Source organism: Enterococcus sp. JNUCC 77 (genome assembly GCF_054819945.1).
This window is the reverse complement of the sequence record NZ_JBTHIG010000001.1, coordinates 809,312-836,308: the sequence shown is the minus strand read 5'-3', so window position 1 is coordinate 836,308 and position 26,997 is coordinate 809,312. Positions and strand designations below refer to the sequence as shown.

At 34.7% G+C, this 26,997-nt stretch carries 30 protein-coding genes and 1 pseudogene; 9 read left to right on the top strand and 22 right to left on the bottom strand.

Translation table 11 applies throughout. The annotated features are described in order from the left end of the window. Window positions 1-4: 4 nt before the first annotated feature. From ACVWNY_RS04275 to ACVWNY_RS04255, 5 genes are read right to left on the bottom strand one after another with little or no spacing between them, the layout of a single operon-like run. Window positions 5-1,075, bottom strand: a complete 1,071-nt coding sequence (locus ACVWNY_RS04275; protein WP_454071765.1) for an ABC transporter substrate-binding protein — start codon at window positions 1,073-1,075, stop codon at window positions 5-7. Beyond that, window positions 1,072-1,917, bottom strand: a complete 846-nt coding sequence (locus tag ACVWNY_RS04270; protein WP_454071764.1) for an ABC transporter permease — start codon at window positions 1,915-1,917, stop codon at window positions 1,072-1,074. The genes ACVWNY_RS04275 and ACVWNY_RS04270 overlap by 4 nt, the downstream gene beginning before the upstream one ends. Then, the gene (locus ACVWNY_RS04265; RefSeq protein WP_218324543.1) at window positions 1,917-2,720 is read right to left on the bottom strand and encodes an ABC transporter permease; all 804 of its coding nucleotides are present in this window, start codon (window positions 2,718-2,720) and stop codon (window positions 1,917-1,919) included. The genes ACVWNY_RS04270 and ACVWNY_RS04265 overlap by 1 nt, the downstream gene beginning before the upstream one ends. Window positions 2,721-2,729: 9 nt before the next feature. Continuing rightward, a complete protein-coding gene (locus tag ACVWNY_RS04260) occupies window positions 2,730-3,818 on the bottom strand; it encodes an ABC transporter ATP-binding protein (protein WP_454071763.1) in 1,089 nt (362 codons plus the stop codon). Window positions 3,819-3,835: 17 nt separating this feature from the next. After that, the gene (locus tag ACVWNY_RS04255; protein ID WP_454071762.1) at window positions 3,836-4,378 is read right to left on the bottom strand and encodes a helix-turn-helix domain-containing protein; all 543 of its coding nucleotides are present in this window, start codon (window positions 4,376-4,378) and stop codon (window positions 3,836-3,838) included. Between the two features lie 202 nt (window positions 4,379-4,580). Here ACVWNY_RS04255 and ACVWNY_RS04250 point away from each other — a divergent pair, with 202 nt between their 5' ends. Genes ACVWNY_RS04250 through ACVWNY_RS04235 form a run of 4 tightly spaced genes read left to right on the top strand, consistent with a single transcriptional unit; the run spans window position 4,581 to window position 7,514 of the window. Then, window positions 4,581-5,573 (top strand): YhdH/YhfP family quinone oxidoreductase, encoded by a 993-nt coding sequence (locus tag ACVWNY_RS04250; protein ID WP_454071761.1) that lies wholly within the window; start codon window positions 4,581-4,583, stop codon window positions 5,571-5,573. A gap of 48 nt (window positions 5,574-5,621) precedes the next feature. Then, window positions 5,622-6,338, top strand: a complete 717-nt coding sequence (locus tag ACVWNY_RS04245; protein ID WP_218324539.1) for a phosphopantothenate--cysteine ligase — start codon at window positions 5,622-5,624, stop codon at window positions 6,336-6,338. Further along, the gene (gene coaC, locus ACVWNY_RS04240) at window positions 6,335-6,880 is read left to right on the top strand and encodes a phosphopantothenoylcysteine decarboxylase (RefSeq protein WP_218324538.1); all 546 of its coding nucleotides are present in this window, start codon (window positions 6,335-6,337) and stop codon (window positions 6,878-6,880) included. Before ACVWNY_RS04245 ends, coaC begins: the two co-directional genes overlap by 4 nt. A 4-nt stretch (window positions 6,881-6,884) precedes the next feature. Further along, window positions 6,885-7,514: an ECF transporter S component gene (locus tag ACVWNY_RS04235; protein WP_218324537.1), complete on the top strand. Its 630-nt coding sequence runs from the start codon at window positions 6,885-6,887 to the stop codon at window positions 7,512-7,514. Window positions 7,515-7,518: 4 nt separating this feature from the next. Here ACVWNY_RS04235 and murB read toward each other — a convergent pair whose 3' ends face one another. Both murB and ACVWNY_RS04225 read right to left on the bottom strand, forming a co-directional pair. Next, window positions 7,519-8,433, bottom strand: a complete 915-nt coding sequence (murB, locus tag ACVWNY_RS04230) for a UDP-N-acetylmuramate dehydrogenase (protein WP_461211723.1) — start codon at window positions 8,431-8,433, stop codon at window positions 7,519-7,521. 64 nt (window positions 8,434-8,497) lie between these two features. Beyond that, window positions 8,498-9,409, bottom strand: coding sequence for a Gfo/Idh/MocA family protein (locus ACVWNY_RS04225; protein WP_454071759.1), 912 nt, complete (start codon window positions 9,407-9,409; stop codon window positions 8,498-8,500). 76 nt (window positions 9,410-9,485) lie between these two features. Between ACVWNY_RS04225 and ACVWNY_RS04220 the strand changes: the two genes are divergently transcribed. Further along, a complete protein-coding gene (locus tag ACVWNY_RS04220) occupies window positions 9,486-10,241 on the top strand; it encodes an exodeoxyribonuclease III (protein ID WP_438720373.1) in 756 nt (251 codons plus the stop codon). A 13-nt stretch (window positions 10,242-10,254) separates the two neighbouring features. Further along, window positions 10,255-10,788, top strand: a complete 534-nt coding sequence (locus ACVWNY_RS04215; protein ID WP_218324533.1) for a 3'-5' exonuclease — start codon at window positions 10,255-10,257, stop codon at window positions 10,786-10,788. A 25-nt stretch (window positions 10,789-10,813) separates the two neighbouring features. On the opposite strand, the gene ACVWNY_RS04210 is transcribed toward ACVWNY_RS04215, so the two are convergent. The 4 genes from ACVWNY_RS04210 to ACVWNY_RS04195 form a co-directional block, all read right to left on the bottom strand. Then, complete coding sequence (locus ACVWNY_RS04210) at window positions 10,814-11,335, bottom strand: GNAT family N-acetyltransferase (RefSeq protein WP_218324532.1); 522 nt, start codon at window positions 11,333-11,335, stop codon at window positions 10,814-10,816. After that, complete coding sequence (tsaE, locus tag ACVWNY_RS04205; RefSeq protein WP_218324531.1) at window positions 11,328-11,795, bottom strand: tRNA (adenosine(37)-N6)-threonylcarbamoyltransferase complex ATPase subunit type 1 TsaE; 468 nt, start codon at window positions 11,793-11,795, stop codon at window positions 11,328-11,330. The genes ACVWNY_RS04210 and tsaE overlap by 8 nt, the downstream gene beginning before the upstream one ends. Window positions 11,796-11,899: 104 nt before the next feature. Next, a complete protein-coding gene (gene pta, locus ACVWNY_RS04200; protein WP_218324530.1) occupies window positions 11,900-12,883 on the bottom strand; it encodes a phosphate acetyltransferase in 984 nt (327 codons plus the stop codon). Between the two features lie 154 nt (window positions 12,884-13,037). After that, complete coding sequence (locus tag ACVWNY_RS04195; RefSeq protein WP_218324529.1) at window positions 13,038-13,721, bottom strand: uracil-DNA glycosylase; 684 nt, start codon at window positions 13,719-13,721, stop codon at window positions 13,038-13,040. 84 nt (window positions 13,722-13,805) lie between these two features. Here ACVWNY_RS04195 and ACVWNY_RS04190 point away from each other — a divergent pair, with 84 nt between their 5' ends. Continuing rightward, a complete protein-coding gene (locus ACVWNY_RS04190; protein ID WP_218324528.1) occupies window positions 13,806-14,669 on the top strand; it encodes a Cof-type HAD-IIB family hydrolase in 864 nt (287 codons plus the stop codon). 21 nt (window positions 14,670-14,690) lie between these two features. Then, entirely contained in the window at window positions 14,691-15,209 is a 519-nt protein-coding gene (locus ACVWNY_RS04185) for an LURP-one-related/scramblase family protein (protein WP_454071758.1), read from the top strand. Between the two features lie 17 nt (window positions 15,210-15,226). Here the strand turns inward: ACVWNY_RS04185 and ACVWNY_RS04180 are convergent, their stop codons facing one another. Next, window positions 15,227-15,805, bottom strand: a complete 579-nt coding sequence (locus tag ACVWNY_RS04180) for a GNAT family N-acetyltransferase (protein WP_218324526.1) — start codon at window positions 15,803-15,805, stop codon at window positions 15,227-15,229. A gap of 117 nt (window positions 15,806-15,922) precedes the next feature. Here ACVWNY_RS04180 and ACVWNY_RS04175 point away from each other — a divergent pair, with 117 nt between their 5' ends. After that, window positions 15,923-16,993: an endonuclease/exonuclease/phosphatase family protein gene (locus tag ACVWNY_RS04175; RefSeq protein ID WP_454071757.1), complete on the top strand. Its 1,071-nt coding sequence runs from the start codon at window positions 15,923-15,925 to the stop codon at window positions 16,991-16,993. A gap of 107 nt (window positions 16,994-17,100) precedes the next feature. Here the strand turns inward: ACVWNY_RS04175 and ACVWNY_RS04170 are convergent, their stop codons facing one another. The 10 genes and pseudogenes from ACVWNY_RS04170 to ACVWNY_RS04125 all read right to left on the bottom strand — a co-directional run bounded on the left by ACVWNY_RS04170 (window position 17,101) and on the right by ACVWNY_RS04125 (window position 26,952). Beyond that, window positions 17,101-19,857 carry a hypothetical protein gene (locus ACVWNY_RS04170; RefSeq protein WP_454071756.1) on the bottom strand — a complete coding sequence of 919 codons (2,757 nt, stop codon included), beginning with the start codon at window positions 19,855-19,857 and terminating at the stop codon, window positions 17,101-17,103. A 111-nt stretch (window positions 19,858-19,968) separates the two neighbouring features. Continuing rightward, window positions 19,969-20,310, bottom strand: a complete 342-nt coding sequence (locus tag ACVWNY_RS04165; RefSeq protein WP_454071755.1) for an EF2685/EF0750 family sortase-dependent surface protein — start codon at window positions 20,308-20,310, stop codon at window positions 19,969-19,971. A 93-nt stretch (window positions 20,311-20,403) separates the two neighbouring features. Continuing rightward, entirely contained in the window at window positions 20,404-21,483 is a 1,080-nt protein-coding gene (locus ACVWNY_RS04160; RefSeq protein WP_454071754.1) for a WxLIP family cell surface protein, read from the bottom strand. 31 nt (window positions 21,484-21,514) lie between these two features. Continuing rightward, window positions 21,515-22,216 (bottom strand): WxL domain-containing protein, encoded by a 702-nt coding sequence (locus tag ACVWNY_RS04155; RefSeq protein WP_454071753.1) that lies wholly within the window; start codon window positions 22,214-22,216, stop codon window positions 21,515-21,517. A 21-nt stretch (window positions 22,217-22,237) separates the two neighbouring features. Next, on the bottom strand, window positions 22,238-22,972 hold the full coding sequence (locus ACVWNY_RS04150; RefSeq protein WP_454071752.1) for a WxL domain-containing protein: 735 nt from the start codon (window positions 22,970-22,972) through the stop codon (window positions 22,238-22,240). Between the two features lie 762 nt (window positions 22,973-23,734). Further along, on the bottom strand, window positions 23,735-24,121 hold the full coding sequence (locus ACVWNY_RS04145) for a hypothetical protein (protein WP_454071751.1): 387 nt from the start codon (window positions 24,119-24,121) through the stop codon (window positions 23,735-23,737). Between the two features lie 3 nt (window positions 24,122-24,124). Beyond that, window positions 24,125-24,562, bottom strand: coding sequence for a PAS domain-containing protein (locus tag ACVWNY_RS04140; protein WP_454071750.1), 438 nt, complete (start codon window positions 24,560-24,562; stop codon window positions 24,125-24,127). A 356-nt stretch (window positions 24,563-24,918) separates the two neighbouring features. Then, window positions 24,919-25,178: pseudogene (locus tag ACVWNY_RS04135) on the bottom strand (SemiSWEET family transporter). 289 nt (window positions 25,179-25,467) lie between these two features. Further along, window positions 25,468-26,166 (bottom strand): putative ABC transporter permease, encoded by a 699-nt coding sequence (locus ACVWNY_RS04130; protein ID WP_218324817.1) that lies wholly within the window; start codon window positions 26,164-26,166, stop codon window positions 25,468-25,470. A gap of 582 nt (window positions 26,167-26,748) precedes the next feature. Continuing rightward, window positions 26,749-26,952, bottom strand: coding sequence for a cold-shock protein (locus tag ACVWNY_RS04125; RefSeq protein ID WP_454071749.1), 204 nt, complete (start codon window positions 26,950-26,952; stop codon window positions 26,749-26,751). Window positions 26,953-26,997 lie beyond the last annotated feature (45 nt).

Below are 26,997 nucleotides of genomic sequence, written 5' to 3'. Positions count from 1 at the left end.
TATCTTATTTTCGATACATCTTAAACTCTAAATACAAATCATTATAAATCTGTAAATACTCTGAGCCTAAATCTTTATAAACCTCCAAATGGCTAATCGTTTCATCATCAGGATAAAACTGCGGATCATTCGAGATTTCCTTTGGTAATAGTGCTAGAGCTTTTTCATTAGGTGTTGAGTAACCAATATATTCTGCGTTTTGAGCAGCATTTTTTGGTTGTAGCATGAAATTAATAAAATCGTAGGCACCTGCTTGGTTTTTTGATGTTTTAGGGATGACAATATTATCAAACCAAAGATTGGAGCCTTCTGACGGAATAACGTAATGAAGATGACTATTTTCTGCCATCATATCAGCGGCTTCACCAGAAAATGTTACTGCTACCGCACTTTCTTCATTAGCCATATACATTTTAATTTCATCAGCAACAATTGCCTTAACATTTGGTGTTAAAGTATTTAATTTATCTACTGCCTGATTTAGCTGTTTCATATTTTTACTATTGATGGAGTCCCCTAAACTATCTAATGATAAGCCCATTACTTCTCGTGCCCCATCAATCAACATAATATTATTTTTTAATTCTGACCGCCATAAATCATCCCAATGTTGGATTTTTTCACCAGAAATAAATTTGTCGTTGTAAACAATGCCTAAAGTTCCCCAAAAATACGGAACTGAAAAAGTATTGTTCTCATCAAAAGATTGATCTAGAAAACGAGCATCGATATTTTCCAGTCCTTTAATTTTACTATGATCTAGTCTCAACAATAATTTTTCTTTTTTCATTTTTTGAATCATGTATTCACTGGGTATTGCAATATCGTAAGCGGTACCGCCTTGTTTAATTTTGGCTTCCATTGCTTCGTTAGAATCAAAGGTTTCATAATTGACTTTGTAGCCATATTCTTTTTCAAATTTAGCTAGTAATTCTGGATCAATGTAATCTCCCCAATTGTATATATTTAAGACCTTTGAACTAGCATTGCTGCTACGATTAATTTGCCAAACAGCTAACGATAAAATACAAATGATCCCAATCACACCAATGAATAATGCGTATAGTTTTCTCATTTCAGTACTGCCACCTCCTCAAATTCCCGTTTGCGTTTCCGGCTTTTTTTCGAATTGTCGCGGCTGATAAAATAATAACCTACAACTAAAATGAGAGAGAAGATAAAGACAAGTGTCGATAAGGCATTAATTTCCAAACTGATTCCTTGACGGGCTCGCGAATAAATTTCTACAGACATCGTAGTAAAACCATTTCCGGTTACAAAGAAAGTTACGGCAAAGTCATCTAAGGAATAAGTAAAAGCCATGAAATAACCAGCAATCACACCTGGAGTCAAAAATGGTAAAATAATGTTTTTTAAAACTTGCCAATTATTTGCCCCTAGATCTCTTGCTGCATCAATCATAGAATCATTCATTTCTCGTAATTTCGGTAAAACCATCAAGACCACAATCGGGATACTAAACGCCACATGGGAAATCAGCACACTGAAAAATCCTAGTTGAAACGAGCGAATCCAACCACCTAACATCGTAAATAAGATTAAGAAACTGGCACCGATAATTACATCCGGTGAAACCATTAAAATATTATTCAAACCTAATAACGCATTGCGAGAGCCGCGTTTTCTTGTATAGTAAATTGACATTGCGCCAAAAGTGCCTATCGCTGTAGCAATTAAGGCTGACAAAAAAGCTAAAACAAAAGTTTGCAACACAATACTAATCAAACGACTATCAGCAAATAAATTCTGATAATGTTCCCAAGTAAAATGAGTAAAGTTGCTCATATTGCCGCCTGCGTTAAATGAATAGAAAATTAAATAAAAAATCGGCAAATACAGCAAAACAAAAATAACTATTAAATAAATGTTTGCCCATGAAAATTTATTCTTCTTCATTAATTACGCCCTCGCTTTCTCTCACCCGTTAACATCATGACAATAAACATTGCTAAAATTAAAATCACTCCAATTGTTGAACCCATGCCCCAATTTTGAGTCACCAAGAAATGTTCTTCAATCGCAGTTCCTAAAGTGATTACCCGATTGCCACCGATTAAACGAGTCAGCATAAATAGTGACAAGGATGGAATAAATACAGCTTGCACACCACTTTTTACTCCATTTAATGATAGCGGGAAAATCACTCGCCGAAAGGTTTCAAAATTATTTGCTCCTAAATCACGACTGGCACTAATTAATGAAGGGTTGATTTCTTCCAATGCATTAAAAATTGGCATAATCATAAAAGGAAGTTCAATATAGGCAGCTACAAACATAAAGCTAAAATCAGTAAATAATAGCTGCTTCGGTCCAATCCCAATGAAACTAAGGAAATCATTGACTGAACCATTGGCACTAAAAATCCCGATAAAAGCATAAGCTTTCAATAATAAATTTACCCATGTCGGTAAAATTACCAGCAGTAAAAAAAGTTGCCGATGTTTTAGACGAGACAAAAAATAAGCAGTTGGATAACTCAAGAATAAAGTAAATAAGGTAATCAAAAAGGCAAAAACCACCGAATTCAGAGTCATTCTTAAATAAGTACTAGAAGTCAGATAGGTCCGATAATTATCTAAAGTAAAATGTCCCGACATATCAAAGAAAGATTGATAAACAATTAAAATCACGGGGGCAATTACAAAGAATAACAGCCAAAAAAAGTAAGGAACGGAATAAAAACGACGCATATTTTTCATAAGTTCCTCCTAATCTTCATAGCTTTCTAAACGAGCATCAAATTCTTCTTCTGATTCATTGAAACGCATTACATGGATATCTTCTGGTTCAAAATACAAACCAACTTGACTACCCTTTTTAGCTTTTTTGGTCGAATGAACCATCCACTCATTTCCATCAGAGTCAATGCCATTCATTTCATAATGAACACCACGGAATAATTGACTATCGACAGTTACAACTAACTTCCCTTTTTCTGGTGTCGTCAAAGTTAAATCTTCTGGTCGTAGTACTACTTCCACAGATTCATTTGGCCGCATCCCACCATCAACACATTCAAATTTTTTCCCAACAAATTCTACTAAATTATCTTCAATCATCGTACCGTTGACAATATTACTTTCTCCTACAAAATCAGCGACAAAATGATTAATCGGTTCATCATAAATATCAACTGGTGTACCACTTTGGACAATTCTACCCTTATTCATCACAAAAATTTCATCGCTCATGGCTAAAGCTTCTTCTTGATCATGGGTCACAAAAATAAAAGTAATTCCTAAGCGTTTTTGCAATTCTCGTAATTCATATTGCATGTCTGTCCGTAATTTTAAATCCAATGCTGATAAAGGTTCGTCTAATAATAAAATTTTGGGTTCATTAATAATCGCTCGTGCGATAGCCACTCGTTGGCGTTGTCCACCAGACATTTCGCTGATTTCACGATGTTCATAACCTTCCAACTGTACCAATTTCAAAGCTTCTAAAACTTTTTTCTCAATCTCTTTTTTATTTAAACGTTTGATTTTTAGACCAAAGGCAACATTGTCAAAAACATTCATATGAGGAAACAAAGCGTAATCTTGAAAAACGGTGTTAACTTGCCGTTTATTTGCTGGTACATCATTCATCCGTTTGCCTTCAAGAAAAATATCACCTTCAGTTGCATCGGTAAATCCAGCAATAATTCTTAGAATAGTCGTTTTACCGCAGCCAGAAGGTCCCAACAAAGTATAAAAGTGACCTTCCTCAATATCAAAATTGATTTTTTTCAACACCGGTACATCATCATCATATTTTTTAACTACATCTTTAAAAGAAATAATTGTGTTTGTCATTTCTTCACTCCTAACTTCTATAAATAAGAATCTGTCGCTACAATCAATAGCTGACTTTTGCCATTCGCTGCATTTTGCAAACGATGAGGTTTACTAGCTTCATAATAAATACTCTCTCCTGCATTGGCTATGTAATCATCCTCGCCAAATTGCAAAGTAACCTTGCCAGCTAACACATAAATAAATGTCTCTGATAATGAAGGTGAAAATTGTTTATATTGTCCATTTTTTTCAAAAGTTAGCAAAATAGGTTCCATTTCTTTTTCATTTGATTCTGGAATCAACCATTTGATTTGATACCCATTGGATTCATCATGATAAAAGGTCATTTCTTCATCTGAATAAACAATTTTTTGATTGACATTTTTTTGACTAAAGAATTGCTCTGGCGTCACACCTAAAACAGCTAAAATATCAAAAAAAGTTTCCATTGAAGGTGATGAGACATCATTCTCCAATTGTGAGATATACCCTTTAGATAAATCGGTTCTTTCGCCTAGCTCTTCCTGAGTCAAATTTTTTTGAACCCGTAAATTTTTTAATTTCTCGCCAATTTTCATATATTTACTCCTTGTGTTTGGTATTAGTAAACTTAGAGTTTAATACAACTATTCAAGTATACGAAGATTATCCTAAAATGCAAGACAACCATCCCTTTTATGAGAATCTTTTAAACAAAAAAATAAAGCAGATTCATTTGGCTTTTCGTCTTTTTTTCGCTAATATAGAGGGTATAAAATTGTTTGAAGGGAGCACCAACTAATGCCAACCTATAAAAGATTTCGTGTATCCAAAGATCAAACTGTATCGTACCAAATTGAAATTTTTGAAAAACCACAACCAAAAGAAAATGAGGTATTGCTTTCCATCAATTATTCCAGTGTGAATTATAAAGATGCTTTAGCCACAAGAGATAATACCGGGGTTTTACGTTACTACCCGATCACTCCGGGGATTGATTTAGCTGGGACAGTTTTAGTTTCTAATCATCCAGATTTTGAAGTTGGTGATACGGTCATCGCTAATGGTTTTGATATCGGAGTTGCTCATGATGGTGGCTTTAGTCAATTAGCGGTTATTCCAGGAGAATGGTTGGTTCACTTACCGAAAAATTTAAGTGAAAAAGATGCGATGATTTTTGGCACAGCTGGATTTACTGCGGCGTTGGCAGTGGATGCTTTGAAAAAACATGGATTAAATTCTGATAGCCGTGTTTTAGTTACTGGAGCTACCGGTGGTGTTGGTAGTTTTGCAATACATTTTTTAAAAGAATTAGGAATCAAAAATATTATTGCTTTAAGCCGAAAAGAAACTAAAATCGATGAATTAAAAAAATTAGGTGCGAGCGAGGTTATACAACCACAAAGCTTTTTGCCAGAAAAAGCTCGACCTTTAAGTAAACAGCTATTTGATTTTGTAATTGATTCTGTTGGTGGCGATTTATTAAGTCAGTTAATTCCTTTTGTCGGCTATGGAGGTAGTTTAGCCCTTTGCGGAAATGCTGCTGGAATTAAATTAAACACAACTGTCTTGCCTTTTATTTTAAGAAGTGTCAATTTATTAGGAATTGATTCTGTCAATGTACCTTTAGAAAAACGGCTACCAGTTTGGGAGGAATTAGGCAATTGGCAAGTCCCTGAAACTTTGACTATCAATACGACAACTTTGGAAAAATTACCTGATGTCGCAGAAAGTTTACTGGCAGGTACTCACGTTGGACGTACCATCGTTGAATTAAATACGCCATCCGTTTAAACATTTTTTTAATTTTATTGTCTTATTCAATATTAGGAGGAAATCAACATGCGTATCTTAATTACTGCTGGTGGAACGGCTGAAAAAATTGATGATGTCCGTTCGATTACTAATCATTCTAGCGGACGTCTAGGTCAAACGATTGCCGAAAAATTTCCCAAAGAAGTAGAAATTGATTACATTACAACAAAACAAGCGTTACAGCCTAAAGGTGACAATATCAAAATTTATTTGATTGAATCAACCACTGATTTAGCAAAAAAAATGACCGAGTTACTAGAAAAAAATCCTTATCAAGCAGTCATTCATAGTATGGCGGTCAGCGATTTTACTCCTGAAAGTTCTGTCACTATGGAAACTTTGGAAGAAACAATTTCAAAAAATCCAACTGATTTAGCCAATGCTCTAAAAGTAGCTGCCGATAGTCGAACTGAAAAGAAAATTTCTTCTAATACTGATCATTTAGTCATCATTTTGAAGCAAAACCCAAAAGTGATTTCGATAGTTAAAAAAATCCAACCAGAAACGATCTTAGTTGGTTTTAAATTATTAGTTGACGTCCCAATGATAGAGCTATTAAATGTCGCTAAAGCCAGTCTGGAGAAAAATCAAGCTGATTTTGTTTTAGCCAATGATTTAACTGAAATTTCTGGAGAAAATCATCATGGTTACTTATTGAATAAAAATGGAAAAGTTAAAGAAGCCAAAACCAAATCAGAAATTGCCGAATTAATTATTCAAGCAGTAACGGAGGAAACAAAATGAAAACTATTTTATTAGGTGTCTCAGGCAGTATATCTGCTTACAAAGCTGCCGATTTAACCAATGAGTTAACAAAATTAGGCTATCAAGTCGATGTTGTGATGACTGACAGTGCCACAAAATTCATCACACCTCTTACGATTCAATCTTTGTCTCACCGTCCTGTTCATTTGGACGTGATGGAGGAAATTGATCCAGCTTTAATTAATCATATTCAACTAGCTAAGCAAGCCGATTTATTTTTAATTGCACCAGCTTCAGCAAATACAATAGGAAAACTTGCCAACGGGATTGCTGATGATTTATTATCAACAGTAGCACTTGCTCTTTTACCTGAAACACCGAAGTTGATTGCACCGGCAATGAATACTTATATGTATCAAAATCCGATTATGCAAAAAAATTTAGCGACTCTAACTGATTTGGCTGGTTTTAAGGAAATTAAACCACGAGAAGCTCTGCTAGCATGTGGGGATTATGGTCGTGGCGCTTTAGCGACAGTTTCAGATATTGTAGAAGAAGTATTATCGAACTTGAAGGGATAGCAACATGAAAAATATGAGTGTCAGAAATTTTGCTTTGACTGCGATGTTTTTAGCAGTCATGATTATTTTGGCGGTAACGCCTTTAGGATTTATTCCGATTGGTCCGATTAATGCAACCACGATGCATGTTCCAGTAATAATTGCATCAATTGTTTTAGGACCCAAAATTGGTGGCAGTTTAGGTGGGATTTTTGGGGTCATGAGCATTATTCGCTCAACCATTATTATTACACCGATGTCTTTTGCGTTCTCTCCACTAATTGCCAATCCATTAACTGGACATGGTGATTGGCGCGCGCTAATCGTCGCAGTCATTCCACGTATTTTAGTTGGTATTGTCCCTTATTTTGTTTATAAAGGTGGACAAAAAATCTTAAATGAAAAAGCTGGTGGCTTAAGTTTATTCTTAGCGGGATTGGTTGGTTCTATGACCAATACAATTTTAGTCATGGGCCTAATCTTTATATTCTTCAAAGATAGTTATGCTCAAGCAATGGAGGTTGCCGCCAATACTGTTTTAGGTTTGATTTTAGGAATTGTCTTTGGTAGCGGCATTGTAGAAGCTGTAGTTGCTGGTATTTTAACGACGGCCGTCGCAGCCATCTTATTAAGACTAATGAAAAGAAGAGCCTGAGAAATTAATTCTCAGACTCTTCTTTTGGTTCTTCACCGATAATTCTCACTTCTGTTTCTAAATCCACATCGAATTTTTCTTTGATGACAGATTGAATATGGGCAATTAATTCAGTGTAATCTGTTGCAGTGGCCTGGTTAATATTAACAATAAAACCTGCATGTTTTTTAGAAATTTGCGCACCACCCCAGATCAAGCCTTGTAGCCCAGCATCTTGGATTAATTTCCCAGTAAAATGACCAACTGGCCGTTTAAAAACACTACCGCAGGATGGATATTCTAATGGCTGTTTTAACTGGCGTAATTCCGTTAATTCTTCCATTCTTTTTTGGATCAAAGCATAATCGCCTTTAGCTAATTTAAATCGCGCACTTAAAACAACGACTGGGTTTTCTTGAACTTTTGAATGACGATAGGCAAAGTCCATTTGACTAGCTGTCCAAGTTTCGATAGAACCATTTGGCAATAAAATTTCTGCATCATAAAACACATCTTGCAATTGGCCATCATAAGCTCCTGCATTCATAAAGACCGCTCCACCAACACTTCCTGGAATACCGCAAGCAAATTCAAAGCCACTTAAATTATTTTCTAATGCCAAATAAGTTGTATCAATTAATTTCGCACCAGCTTGTGCTGTGATCATTTCACCAGACACTGAAATTTCTTTCATCTCTGTCAAAATAATAACCACTCCACGAATTCCGCCATCTCGGACAATTAGATTACTAGCATTTCCCAAAACTAACCATGGAATGTTTGCTTGTTGACAAGCGGTAACTAAATTTTGAACTTCTTGATTATTTTTTGGAAAAGCTAATAAATCAACAGGTCCGCCGGTTTTAGTAAAAGTATAGTTTGCTAATGGTTCATTTTTTAAAATTTTTATTTCTGGATATTTTTCTAAAATTTGGTACACGTCTTCTGCTCCCTTACACATGACATCTGATATATTCTATCATGGTCAAAATAAATTCACCAGATTAAATTGTATGACGAAAATGTTGGGCTAACAATTCAGCACATAAGCGATGACTTGAAAGAACATCTCTTTGCTTTAAATCATGCGATTCATGCTTTACAGCTGCCACAAATTGCTCCACTATTTGTTCAAACCCACGTTTAAACAAGGTCGTTTCCCAATCGGAAAACTTCTCAATCGTAATGTCTCTTCCTCTGATTTCTTGATACTCAGTCAAATTTTCAACCATTGTTGTTTTTTCTGAATTGGTTACTTGATAGCGTTCATATTTGGCACCACTTTGTAAATCCATCGAGATAAAGCATTCTGTTTGTTTTGTCGATAAATGCATATGTGCATAGGTCATCATTCCATCGGTTTCTTTCACTTTACCAGTCATTTTTATAATCTCGTCATCTAGCAAATAAACTGCCGTATCGACTAAATGAATAAATAAATCATAAATGCCGTATTCAGTCGCTAGCGAATGACTGGTTTCATTTTTTTCTAAATGAATTGTTCTCTTATTAGGCATTTCCTTTAGCGCAACTACTTTTGGCGCAAAACGTCGATTAAATCCTGCCATAAAAATCAGATTTTTTTCTTCTGCTAATGTTAACAATTCCTTGACTTCTTGATAATTCTCACTAATAGGTTTATCGATAAAGACCGAGATATTATTTTCCAAGCAAGTCTTTGCCAGTTGATAATGGGCTTTTGTAGCCGCATGAATCAAACAAGCTTCGATTCCTTGCGTCATTAATTCATTTAAATCTTGATAAACTTCACTAAAACCAAATTGCGCTGCTAATGCTTTACGAGTCATTTCATTACTAGAAGCAAAATAAAAATCTGCTTGATTGCGTATCTTTAAATAAGTAGGTAAGTATGCTTTTTGAGCAATACCACCAATACCAATAACACCTATTTTCATTTAAGTTTTCCTTCTTTCTTTTAAAAATTATTTCGTTTAAAATAAGTATATGACAATTCGTACAGGAGGAATCATTTTGAAATTAATTTCGTGGAACGTCAACGGCCTACGGGCAATTATGAAAAAGAACTTTATGGAAGTTTTTAACCAATTAGATGCCGACTTTTTCTGTCTGCAAGAAACCAAATTACAAGCTGGTCAGATTGAAATGGATCTACCAGGCTATTATCAATACTGGAATTATGCCGAAAAAAAGGGGTATTCTGGGACAGCTATTTTTACAAAACACGAAGCTCTATCTGTTCATTACGGTCTTGGAATGGAAGAACATGACCAAGAAGGTCGCTTGATTACTTTAGAATATCAAGATTATTATGTAATCACTTGTTACACACCAAATTCCCAAAACGAGTTAAAACGATTAGATTATCGCATGACTTGGGAAGAAGCTTTTCTAAATTACTTAAATCAGTTAAAAGCGAAAAAGCCCGTCATTTTCTGTGGTGATTTAAATGTCGCCCATGAAAATATTGACTTAAAAAACTGGAAAACCAACCAAAAAAATGCTGGTTTCAGCCCACAAGAACGTGAAAAATTCAACATTCTTTTAGATAATGGCTATATTGATACTTTCCGCTATTTCTATCCTGATTTAGAAGGCGTTTATTCTTGGTGGAGCTACCGCTTTAACGCCCGTAAAAATAATGCTGGTTGGCGGATTGATTATTTTGTTGTCTCTGACGATCTGAAGAATCAATTAATTGATGCTAAAATTTGGACAGAAATCACGGGTAGCGACCATTGTCCGGTGGAATTAGATATTTCTCTTTAAGAGGTGAAGCAACTTGAACTTTATTGCGATGGATTTTGAAACAGCTAATTATCAGACCCACAGCGCCTGTTCTTTAGCACTTGTCATGGTAAAAAATGATAAAATAGTTGGGGAATATTATACCTTAATCAAACCTCAGACAGATTTTTTCTGGAAAAATATTCAAATTCATGGTATTAAACCAGAAGATGTAGCAAACGCACCAGAATTTCCAGAAGTTTGGGATCAGATTAAACATTATTATTTAGAAAATCGCTTAATTGTCGCTCACAATGCCGGTTTTGATACAAAAATTTTAGCCGGTTGTCTGGATTATTATCATATTCCGCAGCCCCATTATTTATCCTTGTGTACAGTGCAAACAAGTCGGCGGCTGTTTCCTGAAATGCACAATCATCGGCTAAATACGGTCTGTGATGAATTAGATATCCCTTTAAAGAACCACCATGATGCTTTAGAAGATAGTCGAGCGTGTGCCAATATTCTATTGTATCAAGCAGAACATTTTGGTACCCACCCACTAAAAAAATTAGTTAAAGCTTTATAAAACTAGCTTAGGCCATGAGCCTAAGCTAGTTTATCATTTTACTCATCAATAATACGGTCAAAAATTCGCCATCATTACTTCTTGTGCCCCGTTCCAAAGAAGCTTCTTCTTTAAAACCTAATTTCTGATACAAATGAATTGCTCGTTGATTTCTTTCTTGCACGGTTAATTCTAATCGATAAATTACTTCAGTTTCTTCTGACCAAGCAATTATCTCTTCTAGTAAAATAGTACCTAAACCCATTCCCCAGAAATCTTTAAAAATACTCATTCCAACTTCACCAACGTGTCGAATCGGTGCTTCTGAGCTAGCTTTCACTGAAGCATTACCGACAATCATACCATTAACTTCTGCCACTAATAAAATATTATTTTCGCTCTCATAAATAGATTCTAGGTTTATCGCAAGTAATTCCTCGGTCAACTCAATCCCCAGCTCATCAACGACTATAAAATCTGTCTCTTGATTAACGATATTAGTGAATGCTAAAATTTCAGCAGCATCTTTTGGAATCGCTTCACGAATGATTACTTCAAAATTATCCATACTTTTTCTCCCATTCATTCAAGATGCGCTCAGCAAATTTCTGTCCTTTTTTACCGTGAGCGACTAATTCTATCTCGCGACTATTATCATCGACTTTATTTAAAATAAGTTCTAAATAATCTAACGGCATGTATTCCCCTAATTGCTTGCCCCACTCAATCACCGACAAGCCATCACCTTCAAAATAATCATCTAAACCTAAATCATCCGCACCTGATTCAATTCGATAAACATCCATATGATATAGAGGTAAACGACCTTGCTGATACTCACGAATAATCGTATAAGTAGGACTTTTAACCATCTGTTGAATCCCTAAGCCTAATGCTATTCCTTTAGTCAAAGTAGTTTTTCCTGCACCAAGATCTCCCGTTAACACAAGATTATCGCTTGCTTCAGCAGTCTGACCAATGATTTCTCCTAGTCTTTGACTTTGATTCACATCTGCTAAATAAATCATCTACATCTCTCCTCTTTGACAGTATAACGATTTCTGTCGGTGAAGCAAAGTAATCTCTACGAAAAAAAGAAGCCCAAATAACGAGCTTCTCTTTAAAACAAATTTTAGTCTTCAATTAATGTTTGTGCTGCCGTGATGATTGATAATTTGTAAACATCTTCTTCATTGGCACCACGTGAAAGGTCAGAAATTGGTTTGTTTAATCCTTGTAGGATTGGTCCAATTGCTTCAAACCCACCAAAACGTTGCGCAATTTTATAGCCGATGTTTCCTGATTGTAATTCTGGAAAGACAAAGACAGTTGCTGTTCCAGCTACTTTTGAATCAGGTGCCTTTAATTGTGCTACAGCTGGAATATAAGCTGCATCAAATTGTAATTCACCGTCAATTGGTACATTTGGTGCTAAACTTTGCGCAATCTTAGTTGCTTCTGCTACTTTGTCTACTTCTTCTGAGCTCGCAGAACCTTTAGTTGAAAAACTCAACATCGCAACTTTTGGATCAATGTCGAATAATGCTGCTGTTTTTGCTGATTCAGCAGCAATTTCAGCCAATTCTTGCGCATTTGGATTAACGTTAATCGCACAGTCAGAGAATAGATATTTTTCTTGGTCACGACCACGAACCATTAAGAACGCTCCGCTGGTTCGGCTGATTCCTGGTTTAGTTTTAATAATTTGCAGTGCTGGACGAACAGTATCACCGGTTGAGTGAATTGCACCACTGATCATACCATCAGTAATATCCATATAAGTCAACATTGTTGCAAAATAGTTTTCATCTTTTAATGTTTTTTCAGCTTGTTCTTTTGTTACTTTGCCTTTACGACGTGCAACAAAACTTTCAACCATTTCATCCCAACGATCAAATTTATCAGGATCAATGATTTCAAAGTTAGCTACGCGAATACCACGAGCATCTGCTGCCTTTGTAATTTCTTCTGTATTCCCCACTAAAATGGGTTCCATTAGTTCTTCGGCTTTCAAACGTGATGCAGCACCTAAAATTCGTGCATCAGTTGCTTCCGGAAAAGCAATCTTAATGTTGCGACGAACAATCTTAAATTTCAAGCTATCAAATAGTTCCACAGTTATAAACCCTCCAGTAATTATTTACACCAAACATCATACAACACTTCATAAGAAAAAAACAGAAAAATTTTGCTGTATTAGTAAAAAAATTCTAATGAATAAACAAAGAAAGCCTTTTAACAATTTCTCTTATATAACAGAAAACGTTGTATTATTCATCTGTTTCAGATAGTTCCCAATCAATTGGTTGCTCTCCCCAACTTTTTAAAATTTGATTAGTTTTCGAAAAAGGTTGAGATCCAAAAAATCCTCTCCTTGCTGATAATGGTGATGGATGTGGCGCCGAAATTATCGCATGCCTTTGTAAATCAATCATTTTGCTTTTTTCTTGTGCTGGCTTCCCCCACAAAATAAAAACAATTGGTTGTTCACGCTGATTTAATTTCCGGATAATTTCGTCAGTAAATTGCTCCCAACCCTGTCCACGATGAGAATAAGCAACCCCTTCTCGAACAGTTAAAACAGTATTCAATAATAACACGCCTTGATGTGCCCAACTCATGAGATTTCCGTGAGAGGCTGGCTTTATATCCACGTCTGTTTCCATTTCTTTATAGATATTTCTTAAAGATGGCGGAATTTTTACTCCTTTTTTGACAGAAAAGGCCAAACCTTGCGCTTGTCCTCCACCGTGATAAGGGTCTTGTCCTAAAATCACTACTTTTACTTGATCGTAAGGTGTTAAATTTAAAGCTGTAAAAATTTCATTCTGTGGTGGGAAAATTGTTTGTGTTTGATATTCTTCTTCTAAAAATTTAGTTAACGTAAAAAAATATGGCTGCTCAAATTGATCAGATAAAACCTTACGCCAACTATTGTCTAATAGTAATTCCATTTTTTTGCTCCTTTATACCTATGGGTTCATCATCAAGAATATGGTACACTATCAATGAAAAAGAAGAAAGTTAGGTGAACAATTTTGATTAAATTAATTGCTTCTGATATGGATGGCACTTTACTAAACCACCAGATGCAAATTTCTGAAGAAAACATTACCGCTATCAATAATGCTTTAGACAAAGGTCTAAAATTTATTACGGCTACCGGCCGAGGTATTATCCACGCAGAACGGGCTTTAAATCCCACCGCGATTCGCGTGCCGATGATTTTACTAAACGGTGCTCAAATTGTTAATCAAGATAGAGAGACTGTTTATACAGCAGCTATCCCGCAAGACTTAGCCTTTAGTGTCTTAAATCATTTAAACGATCAAGCCATTTATGCAGAAGTATTTACAGCAGAACACGTCTATTCTGAAAATCAAGCTGTCAGAGAAGCTTTTCTGAATCAAAATGTCTTAGATCATGCGCCAGATTTAACACCTGAAGAGTTAGCTGTCCAAGTGGCAAATGTGATTGAAGAACTCCACACTGATTTTGTTCCAGATATTCAGGCAGAACTTATCAAAACCCAAGAAGAAGTATTAAAAATTATTGCCTTTGATAAAAATGGGGCAGAAATTTTAGAAAAAGTCTCTGCAGATTTGGCTGACTTAGGAGACTTAGCCATTACTGCTTCTGACAGTACTAACCTGGAAATTAATCATAAAAATGCTCAAAAAGGTGTGGCACTTGCTCATTATGCTCAACAGTTTGATTTTACATCAGACGAGATTATGGCAATTGGAGATAACTATAATGACATAAGTATGTTAAAATATGCTGGTACGAGCTTTGCGATGGGTAATGCAGAATTACCTGTTAAAGAAGTAGCCAAGTTTGAAACTGCCACCAATGAAGAAAGCGGCGTCGCCCTTGCCATTCAACAGATTCTTAGTGAATAATTCAAAAAAGCGGTGATAGAAATGACGGAATATTTTATTCAAGAACAACAACTCAGCGCAACTACCCGAACCGTCATTAAAAATTGTCAGGGAAAAGCGTTATATCTAATGGTCGGAAACTGGGGTCGCAAAGGCAATGTTTTGACCCTTTACGATATGTCAGGTGAAATGGTTGCTGCCATCAAGCAAGCCAGCGTAATTTTTGGACACAAGTTTGAAATTTATCTTGGGATTGAAAAAGTTGGTAATCTCCACAAAATTTTTAATTGGCCTGGTGATTTTTATTATATTAAACATTTAAATTGGGCTGTTTATGGAAATATTTACCACCATAAATATAAAATCAATCATTTTAATGAACCGATTATGCGGATGGATAAAGCAACATTATTAACCGGAGATTACTATGTGATGGATGTTACCAATCCAAAAGATGCACCGATTTGTATTTGCATTGCAGCAATCATGGATTACTGGCTTTACAATCGAAAAAAACAACCCGAAAATACTTCAAATCTTGAAGTAAATTTCTCATCCTAAAAAAGTAGCGCAGTCGTCTATTTAGACGGTTGCGCTACTTTTTTCTGCATATGATCATATACATGTCCGCTCAATGTCATTTCCCCAACATCATGAAATCCTTGACGCGCATATAAACGTTTGGCTTGAGGATTACCTTGGTCAACATTCAAGCCGATGACTTCTTTACCGTCACGAAGGGCCAATTTATCTAATGACTCTATTAATCGTGAGCCAATGCCATGCCCTCTAAATTCAGGATTTACCGCGATTGAATCGAGATACCATTCTCCCGGCACAGTTTCAGGATCAATAAACATTTTAATATCTTCTTCAATCCCTTTTTCTTTTAAGTAATTCATCAGTGGTAAGTCAATCACAGCCTCATCTTCCGCTGGATAACCAAAAGCAACGCCAGCGATTTTCCCATCAATCTCATCGACAATACCACGGCGATAACTATAGCGATAAGTTGGATCTAAAAAACAATCGGCAATCACTTTTTTCGTCTCTTCTTCACTGAAATAGTTCAGAAAATCTAACTCCATGTCCTTTAAAATAATTAAAATTAACTCTGCGGCTGCCATGCCATCTTTTTTTTCTGCAAAACGAATCATTTCCAAGCTCCTTTAATTAATTTCTATCCCCAGTGTAACATCTCTTTCGCTAAGTTTAAAACTAACTAAGATTATTTTCTATAAAATTCTGCTATCATATCTTTGGAGGGATTAAAAATGAAAAAAATATTGAAAATAATTGGTATCTTAATTGGCTTATTTGTTATTGTAATCGCAGGCTATCTTATCTATCTTTTTGCCTCTTATGACCGCATTGCTGATAACCAAGCATTAAAACCACAAAATATTTCTCAGCAAGAACTAACAACGAATACCGAATATCGCGCTATGACCTATAATATTGGCTATGGCTCTTATCCACCAAGTTACAGCTTCTTTATGGATGGTGGGGATAAATCAATTGCTGATTCTTCACAATCAGTGAAAGCTAATTTAGCTGGCGTCATAAATACGACTAAAAGTTTGGATCCAACCTTGGCTTTCTATCAAGAAGTCGATCAAAAAGGAACTCGTTCAAGACAAGTCAACGAAGTCCAAATGCTAAAAGATCAATTACCAAGCTATAATAATCTATACGGTGAAAATTATCACTCAGCCTATTTATTCTATCCCTTTACTCAACCAATCGGCCAAGCTAAATCTGGCCTAGTTACTTTGAGTCATGGAGAAATAACAGCTGCCAGACGTTATTCTTTACCGATTGAAACTAATTTTAATAAATTTTTCGACTTAGATCGCGCTTTTACTGCCGCATATATCCCTACTGAAAATGATAAGCAATTAGTTGCCATAAATATCCATTTTTCAGCTTATACAAGTGACAAAAAAATTCAAACAGCGCAATTTAATAAACTGTTTGAATTTATTAGCGAAGAATATCAAAAAGGCAATTATGTAGTAGTTGCTGGCGATTATAATCACGATCTTTTAGGCAATAGTCCAGAAATTTTTAACACGACGAAAGAACGTCGCACTTGGACGCACCCATTTCCAAAAGAAAAATTACCCGCCGGTTTTAGTCTACCAAATAAAGACTTAGCTAAAGATGCTGTTCCATCTGCTCGTGATTTAAACGAACCTTATCAAAAGGGAAAAACATACACTACTTTAATTGATGGCTTTATCGTTTCAGATAATATTGAAGTGAAAAATTTACAAGTAGAAGATACCGAATTTGAATATTCGGATCATAATCCAGTTTATTTGGACTTTCAATTAAATGAATAAATTGAGTGACTCTTTTTAAATCAAAAAAGCTTAAAGAAAATTAATCGATAAAACAAATTTTCTTTAAGCTATTATTTTTGTTCCCTTTTTCGTAGAGAAAATTTACTCTATGGCCGAATACCATTAATAAATGTCCAATTTAATGTTGCTTTATAATCCCCTTTAGAACTACCTCCAGCTGTTTTGATAGAAAAACCATTTCTCTTATTTTCTGGCACATTACCTAAATTACTCTCTAATGTCCAATCATCAGAAATAGTAACGCCACTACTAGCATCTCCATCCGAGTTGGCATCAAATATAGTCAAAGATTCATTTATTACATTTTTTGGTGCTCCGTTTTTATAATAACTTAATGCACCATTTAGTTCTTTAGATTGATTAGAATCAATTATTTTTGTACTTTCGACATTTAATGCCCAGTCAGTAGTATTAGTATTATTTTTAATTTCAAGTTTACCGTCAATACTTTCAGGGAAATAATTCTTTTCTTTGAATTCAGTCTTTTTCTCACCAAAATCTATTACATTAGGAACAGTGAATTCTGGAAGGTTAGCTGCATAATAATAATTCACATTCGTTTGATTTTTTTCAAGCATACCCAAAGTTAATGAAACAGGATCAGCTAATTGATACTGAGTACTTTCTTTGTTTAAAGTAGCATATTTAAAAATCCAGTTATCCTTGTCATATTCGTAATCCCGCAAGTTTAAATTATAGGTACCATCAACTGCTAAATCGGTGTCATCAATCTCAATCTCTCTAGCCTCTGTGATAGGTTCATCCGCATTGTTGAGATATTTTAAATTAATTTTATACTTATTAGCTGATACATTTACCGTTTGTGTGACAATATCAGACTCTTGATTATATTCATCCACTGCTTTAAATGAAAATGTATGTGTACCTATATCTCCTACATCTAGATATAATAAATTGGGAATTTCGAATTCTTTTTCATCCCCAAGATCATTACTAGTATCAATTTCCGAAAGCAATTGATACTCTCCACCATCAAGTGAATAATACATCTTAACTTTGCCAGATTCTACCGAGCTGACTGTTCCTTGTAATTGACCGCGTTCCCTTAGTTTTAAATCTGTAGAGTTTTGATCATCCAATTTGATAATTGGTTTTTCAAATTTTTGTAACACATTTAAGATAGCCGAGTTGATTTTGCCTGTTTCGCCACCTTCACTCGCTATAGCTGTACCATTAAAGTACACAGGACGACTGACATTTAAATAATTCATTAAGGCAGAAATCGGTTGCTGATTTCCTTCGTCATCTAAAATAGTTTGGCTAGTAACGATACTTTTTGTAGGGTCATCAGTAATATCTTTTCTTTCAAAGAAATCGACGATTCGCATAAACCGATTCCCTCGACCACCTTTTTCACTGAGGGAAGGATCATTAAGTTCTCCGTATGTCATCAACAAATCTTTATGAGATATAGTAAGATTTCTTTCGTTGTACAGCGAGCCTTCGAGAGCCATAGTATAATCATCTCCGTCAAGCTCTTGGAACTCTGTCGCCAGATAATTACCCTCACCGTCCAGTTGGGAATGAAGATTAAAACTTTTCAGAGGATCGAGGTTTAAACCATCACTGGATATTTGATCTGACACATCTCTAATCTTATCAATTGGTGAGAAATAGCTACTCCAGGAAGGGATTGAATTGTTTTCTACTGGATTTTTTTCAAGTTTACTTATATCGAAATACGCATCCTCAATTCCCCCTAATCTCTTTCCGTACCCAGCTAATCCTGGTGCTAGCATCAGTTCGTTATCAAGAAGGTAGAATGCCCATTCCAATTTATTAGCCGGATCAGGTGGTAAGGTTCCTTTAGTTAATACCTTACCTGGACTATTATCTGCTCCTTTAAAGGCATCAGCATTCCCAATAGGATCATAGTTCATTTCTATCAATTCATTTCTTGTTAAATTCCCTTCGTAACGATTGACGTCAATGTCAATATGCCCTGCAGCATGGCCGAGTATATCACCCAACCCGCTCAATGTGGCGATCAGACCTTCTAAAACAATAGGACGAGTGGTCATATCCCCTCTTTCAGACAACGAAAAGTTACTGTAATTTACACCTTTAATTAAGATATAAATGGCGCTAGGATCATCTTCACTCCATCTAGTGTATCTCGGAGCCCAAGTAACTGGAAAATAAAGTTTAGGAAATGGTAGAGGGACAGTATTAAGGGCTCGAAGTATATACCTTGAACTAGCTCCAGAGTTTTTCCAGTTAATTGATTTTGCCATCGAACGAGCATCTACACCTGGGGAAAAAGCTAGCCGCACGTATGCACCATAGTTTCCTGTCTGGATATCAGATAGAGCATTACTAGCTCCTTCAAGTTTTATACTTGCAGTCAAGGGAACAATCCCGGTACCTTTCCAAGTTCCTCCTTTAAATGGTTCGCTGCTCGAACCCGGTGTATAACTTGTCCTAAACTCCGCCTTAGGATCGATTCCGACAATATTAGCAAGAAATCCTGCGTCTCGAGTAAGTAGCTTCATTGAAGATAACTTAGTGTAATCGTTATTTTTCTCACCAATCCCAATAACCCCTCCTTCTTTTTGAGGAGTTGTATAATTGGTTTCCATAAGGCTTTCTAAGAAAATTCCAGTAACGTTACCGTTCTCATCTGTTTCCTCACGTATCTGACCTGCATTAGGATCATCAGCTCCCAGATTAATGTCTGGTTCATATTCTTTCCCAAATTTAAATTCGTCATATTCACCTAAATTTGGATCTTCATCATCTGCCGCAGCAGCTGTCAATGGAAAAACTGCTGCTAAAAAAAATGTTAAAAATAACAACATTAAACCTTTAATTTTTCTATCCATTTATACCCATCCTTATCTTAATTTCCAGATATATCTCAATTAAATATTATTTTAATTTCTCTATCTGAAAATTTGAATTCACAATAGTATAAAGGGGCTATTTGTTCTTATTCAGATAGTTTTTTCTTTCGCGTATTCCTTTTTCCTCTTATATAACAGGCAAAGTAAAATTATCAAAACCAAGAGAATACCTATTAAAGATAGACTTATGGAAATTATTTCTCCCGTTTGTGGAAGGCTCTTTCTTATGTTACTCGCAGGACGATAACCAGTTGTTACCGGATTTCCTTGCGGTCCTGCAGGTTCACCAGGATCTGGTGTTGGCGAATCCGCAAATTCTGATAAAGTAACACTACCTGGTGTCGAAGCGGCCATTACTTCGACAGGACTGTTAATGAGGAGGATCCACAAAAAACAAAATATGGAACAAAACAAAGCAAAGAATTTTTTCATTGCTCAGTACCTCCTTGTTTCAAATCATTAGAAATAATTGGTGTATTGTATATACACTGAAATCTTAATACTTACTAGTTTAAAGTTGTTAGTTTATCTATCCTGTTCTTCTTCTTTTTTCTTTTTACGACGATACAAGACAAAAAGTAATATTAATAATAGTATTATTAGAATGACAATTAATAATATAATTAACCATGTCCAATTTGATTCTTCGACTTCAGGATCATTAATTGCTTTTGAACTATATTCTCTCACTTCATTTTCCGTAATCGTGAAATCTTCTGTCCATTCCCAAGTCTTTTCTGCCCATTTTGGATCTGTCGTGGTCGCTTTTACATTCATCGTATAACGACCTGCTTCCATTGGTTTATCATTATAAAAAACTGGGAAGGAATAGTTTGAATTTGGTGCCATGATTAACCCACTAATTTCGTTAGAATACAACACTTCATACTCTCCACGTTTCATTACTTCTGCCGAAACAGTTAAATTAGATAAAACTGCTGCTTGATCATTTTGTAAATTCGCATTGATCACTTTTCGATAATTATTCAATCCTGTCGTAATATTTAGTAAGTTCATATTGGGCGCTTCAATTTCTTTATTCACAGTTAGCTTGATAGCCATCGCATAACTATACATGTTATTAATAGAAATTCCTTCAGAACTAGAAGTCGTTTCATCTTGCCCATCCCTTAAAAAATACCAAGAACCTAAATAAACACCATCTGGAATATTATCAGGTATTTTGATTTCTACTGTGACAACTTCAGAACTATTTGGTGCAATTGTAGCATCAATATCTGATGCTACAATCGTCGAAAAATCACTAACCTTAAATTTTAAACTACTATCGTATTTTTCTGGTTGGGAAGTATAGCTAATTTCTCCATTAGCATTTGTATAGGTTGTAAATATGTCAGAATGAACGCTGATTTCTTCTGCCTCGGAATTCTGAATCCGTGCTTGAATCGTTCGTGTTTCTCCTGGAGTCACCAGTAAATCATAGTACGAACTGGCTTCTGAAACTTGTGCTCCTTCAGGACTAATTTTTTGTACACTGTATCCGACACCAGCATTTTGAGTTGATGCTACAGTGACTATGCTTCCCCCAATAAAAAACAAAAGAAATGCCAGCAAATTAACAAATAATATATTTAATTTTTTCATTCAGCATAACTCCCTATATATAATTTATTTTTTAGCTATACACATTTGCAGTCAATGTCCAAGTTATAGTGGATTCATATGTTTTATCTTCTTTTGATTGACCACCTGGAACAATTAACGCAACTTCCCCTGCATTCCAAGTGTTCACAGAAGTTGCTTTACCCGCACCAGAGTTATCAACCCCAAATACGGTAAGAGTATTTAAGCCATCACCTGAAATAGTTCCACCTTTTGTAGAAATATTCGAAACGGCTGTTTCGCCAGTAGTGCTATTTCTAGCTACACCTGATGGCAGAACAAGCGTTGCACCAGCTAAAACATCACTTGTCGTACTTGTAAACTCAGTCATTCCAACATTGACGCTCCAACCATTGAGCTCAGAACGATTATCAGTTACTTGTAAATAATTAAGCTTATTGGTACTTTCAGGGGTATTTTTGTAGGTTGCTGCTGTTGCAGAAACTTTTTGTGTACCAAATTTAAATTGCTTTGGAATTACATCTAGTGACAATGGCCCTTGGTTCTTGGTTTCTTCATTGTCACCATCATTTCCACCAGGATCAGGTTTACTCGGATCTGTTGGATCTACTGGTTTAGTCGGATCATCATTAATCACAAAAGAAATATTACCATCAGTTTCCCCCACTGAATTTTCTGCTGCTAATACAGGTGATACTGTAGACAGAGATAGAGCAATGATTAATGCGATACTGGCTAATTTAACATTTTTCACTTTTGTCTACTCCTCTACAAATTAGATTGTTGGTCCGGCAGTTAGTGACCATTCCACATTGTTCGTATAAGTTCCTGCTTTAGCTACTCCTGCAGGAATGGTTAATTTAACTTCGCTAGATTTCCACAATGAAGTTGAGGTTGCTTTCCCTTTATTTGTCGTTGTTGATGTTGGAGCAAAAACAGTTTGTTCAGCAGTTGAAATATTCAACCCAGATCCACCAACCGTTGTAAAACTAGTATCGATAGAAGTTGACGGAACATTTAAACTATTCCGAGCATCTGCTTTTGGTAATTTAATATAAGCACCCGTCAAAATATTGTTAGTCCCATCATCAGTCAATTCTCGATCTTGTTTAACTTTTACAGTCCAACCAGTAACATCTGCTTCACGATTATCCGTTACTTGTAAGTAGTGTCGATCACCTCGTTCTTCGGAATTATCCATAGCTACACCAGTGTAAGTATGTTTAGTTTGATACATTTTTTGCACACCAAAATCAAATTTTTTCGGTGCAACATCCAATGATAGAGGACCTTCATTTCCGGTACCTGGATTATCTGGATCTTCTGGTTCCAATGGTTTAGTAGGGTCTGTTGGATCTACTGGCTTAGTCGGATCATCATTTTCTTCTAAAACAATACTACCTGGAGTCTTAGCAGTTGACGGTAGACTCTCAGCATTTACTGGTAAACTACCTAGTAACAAACTACTGCACAACAATGCACCCATTAACATTTTTTTATTCATTTTCATTCTGTACATCTCCTTTTCTTAATTAACAACTTGAATGCGTATTCAAAAATACATATTCAAGTTATCTAATAAATCAAAAACGGACATCTCAAAAACAAAGTAACTATCAATTGGTTTTAGTTTCAGCGACATCTTACCAACTACACCATCATGCACCCCCTCAAAAATTCTGTTTCAAGACTAATAATTATTAGATTAAAGATTGAACACCTTTAAACATTGAGAAAATTATTACTATCAACACATTAAAAAACAAATATTCAAAAAGACGATTTTTTTATAACCATTTTTTATATATCGAAAGATAAAATAAGAAAATATTAAATAATTTTATATAAAATATTAAAAAGTTTAAAAAAATACGCGTTTTTTGATAAATTTAATTTACAAATTAAGCTTAAAATCATTTTAGATGTTTGTCAAGAGAATTTTGAGTTATTCTTATTTAAAAAAATTATTTAAATAAACATTATATTTATTATTTTTTAAAATATTCCCAAAAAATAAAAAAGCTTAAAGAATGTTGGTTTCACATCCTTTAAACTTTTTTGTTTAATTCTATTATCCTACAGAACCTTCCATATAAAACCTGGCTATTTTATAGTTTCGAGTAGATATGTTCATTCTCGCTATTGAAGTCTTTTAACCTAATAGCGATAAGATAAAAGCACATAGTTTTACCCAGTGTCACAGATTTTTTCACAGACCACCAACGCCAAAATACATATTATTAAATTCTCATCTTGCGTGGAATATTATTTCTCATTTTATAGACGATTTTTTATTGTAAACTAAGGCATTTGTTTGACCTATCAAATCTTCTTTTGCAGTCAATATAAACTTTAATTTGGCATTAGATACTTTGATAAATTTATACGTAGTACCATCACTATCTTTATATACTAATGCTTCATCAGTATTTTTATTAACTCGTCTGAGTTTCATCGTTTGTTGATCATCAATGGTCAATGATATCTCGTTACTTTTGGTAGATGTTATATCTAATGTACTGCTAAGTTCGCTATCAGAAGATTGCCAGTTCCCCACAAGCCAACCAGAATCATTGTCACTTTTTAAATTAATTATGGCTAATATTCCGCCCGTTATTAACACAATAATTCCCATGGCTACTACTAATTTCTTCTTCACGATTCATTTAACTCCATTATTTAGAACCTTTTTAATCAAATTCAAAAAGTGTCCAATTTTTGATTTACCAACTAAATGTGAAACGTCCTGTGTCACTTCAATACAGCCGATGTAATTGCCTTCGTCATCTCTCACTGCGAAGAAGCTAATTTGAATTTGTTTCCCTTTTGCTGGAATGACCATTACTTGTTGACTAATTTCTCCACTATGCATTTGATCTAGCAATTTATTTATTCGCTTATTGCTTTTTCCTGGGTGTACATCCAGAACATGCTTGTTCAAGGCACTCTTATCTCTGTCAAACAACCGCATAGAGTTATTAGAGTACCACTTCACAATGTCGTTTTCGTCGATAAAATCAAATTCCTGTGGTATAGCTCTGAAAATACCATTTAATTGTTCAATCGTTAGTCTGCCTGATTCTAATTCAATTGGTAACATATTTTTCCTCTTTTCTTTTTACACTAGTTTACTTAATTGCTCTTTAGCAACTTTTGATTAAATATATATTCTGATGTTTACCTTTTAAATGGAACTTCTGAAAGAAACTATATAATTTTCTAGCTACATTTGCCCCGCTTTTAAAAAGATAACGGCTAACTTACTATGAATGAACATTGCTGTAACTAAAAACTTCTCCAATTACAATTTTGATATATTATTTCAAGTTTTCCTATTTTTCGCATTTATATCGGCTAAAACCATTGGCGAAAATGTTAGGAAATAACTACTATAAGAACTTTTTTTCACAGTGAAGCAATTCGCATGTAATGAGATCATCTTTGAATAATCGATTATTATAAAGCAGTAAGAAATGTTATTAAGCCAAATATTATCCCTGGAAAGTTAGCTGTTGCTAATGGGATATCTCTTGGGTTTTTTCCAAGCCCATAAATTACCCATAAGGTGCAATTCACTGCTGCTACCATTGGCTGTATAGGATTACCCTTTGAACCGGACAAGTTGTCTATTATCTGTGGTATATAAGAAACGTACATCAAAATTGACATGAAGTTGCTGTCCAACTCAAATATCTAATAAACTTATTGTTTTCCATTTTAAACCGCCTCGTATTCTTGAATAATATATTTTTTCTAATGATAATCTGTGCACGCTAAAAGACCTAGCAATACAACCGATTTTATTCGTCTAATCATTATAATTGTCTCCTTAAGTCTATAAATGCTTTACTAATAAAAAAGTGATGGGCATTAATTAAAACGAAAAAATTTTTTCGTTAAAAATGAAAAGTAGTTGGTATGCTTCATTTGGTATTCTCAATTTTATTTTGTAATCATGGTTACATAGATAGAGAAATTTGGTTCTTAATATGAATTATGATCATACTAATTACTTTTTTTAAATTTCATATTGGGATAATTCTTTACAATTCTATTCAGATTATGAAGTCGCAAATTTTTATGCTTTTGAGACAAATTTTCAAGCACCTTTGTTCTACCCTTTGAAGATCTTTTATTTTCGAATATATGTTTTAGCCTATATTCTTTGATTGCCGCGTTCTCAGTATCAGATTCATCTATGTGAACTTCGACTTCTTTTTTAGTAGTAATTGTAAATGTAAATGTCGTCACGACATCAGTTAAAAATAAGATTGCTAAAAGAATCGGGCCAATGCTCCGTGTATTATTTATGAAAAGATGAATATAATATTGAAAAAATGGATTAACAATTTTTATTAGAATAAGACAACCAATACCCCAAAAAAGAGAAACAGGAACAGCAACCCTTCCACCAATATTTAATGGAACATTTGTGTAATCCCATAATTTCATATTAAATAATTTTTCAAGTAACCAGCTAGTTATATATTCGATAATCGTTACAATTACAACAACATTGAAATATAAGTTTAGTAAGGTTCCCGCGTTTTCTGGTACTAATAACAGTACTGCGACTACACCAAAACCATAGACAGGACAGTATGGTCCTAATAAAAAACCTCGATACACAAAATGTTTATCCTTAATCGAACAAAAAATACTTTCCCAAACCCAACCTACAAATGAATAAACAATAAATGTCATAAAAAGTGTTTCAATACTCAATTTATTTACCTCGCTACCTGTCTTTATTTAGTGTGACTATTTCCAACTTCAATATTTTTTGGATGTTCTGTTAGCCAATACAGTTATTTTTTAATTATTTCCTATGCAAAAAATAATGTTGAACTAAATCACCTAGAATTAAGTATACCAAAATATGCTAATAGTACGATGGACATTTTACAATGAATCTATCTCAAAGTTTTATTATCTATATTACAAACAGTTACAACTAGGGTGATATATTCGATACTGTTATCTTGACCATATATTTATAGACCTACTTCCCATTACCACAAAAAAAGAACTCTTTTTCATAGTCTGCATATTTTTTCGCAACCTATAATTTAAACGGCGGTAATGTCCGCTCATCTGAAAAAAGTCTTACAATCCTATTTGTTTTCACCTCTAAACCTTTGAACTCACCATTTTTGACGTTTCCTAAACGGGCTGAAATATTCACTACACCCTTATTCCTGACTACAACAAAAAAGTCAATCGATACATGACTGGCTAGAACCTTTTAAAAATAAAGAGTAAGATAGATAATTGATCAAATACTCATTACTCTGGTACTACATTCGTGGCTACTGTTCCTTTGCTATTCTCTCCAATCGTATATGCAACTAGTTGACCAGCTTCTAAATTACGATAGCCGTCTCCGACAATTTCACTATACTGGACAAAGATATCTGTTCCAGACCCCTCGTTCACAATAAATCCATAAACTTTTTCTCCGTTAAACCATTTGACAGTTCCTTTTTGCATGTACATTTCTCTCATTTCTTTTATCTATCTAAATAATGAGTAAAA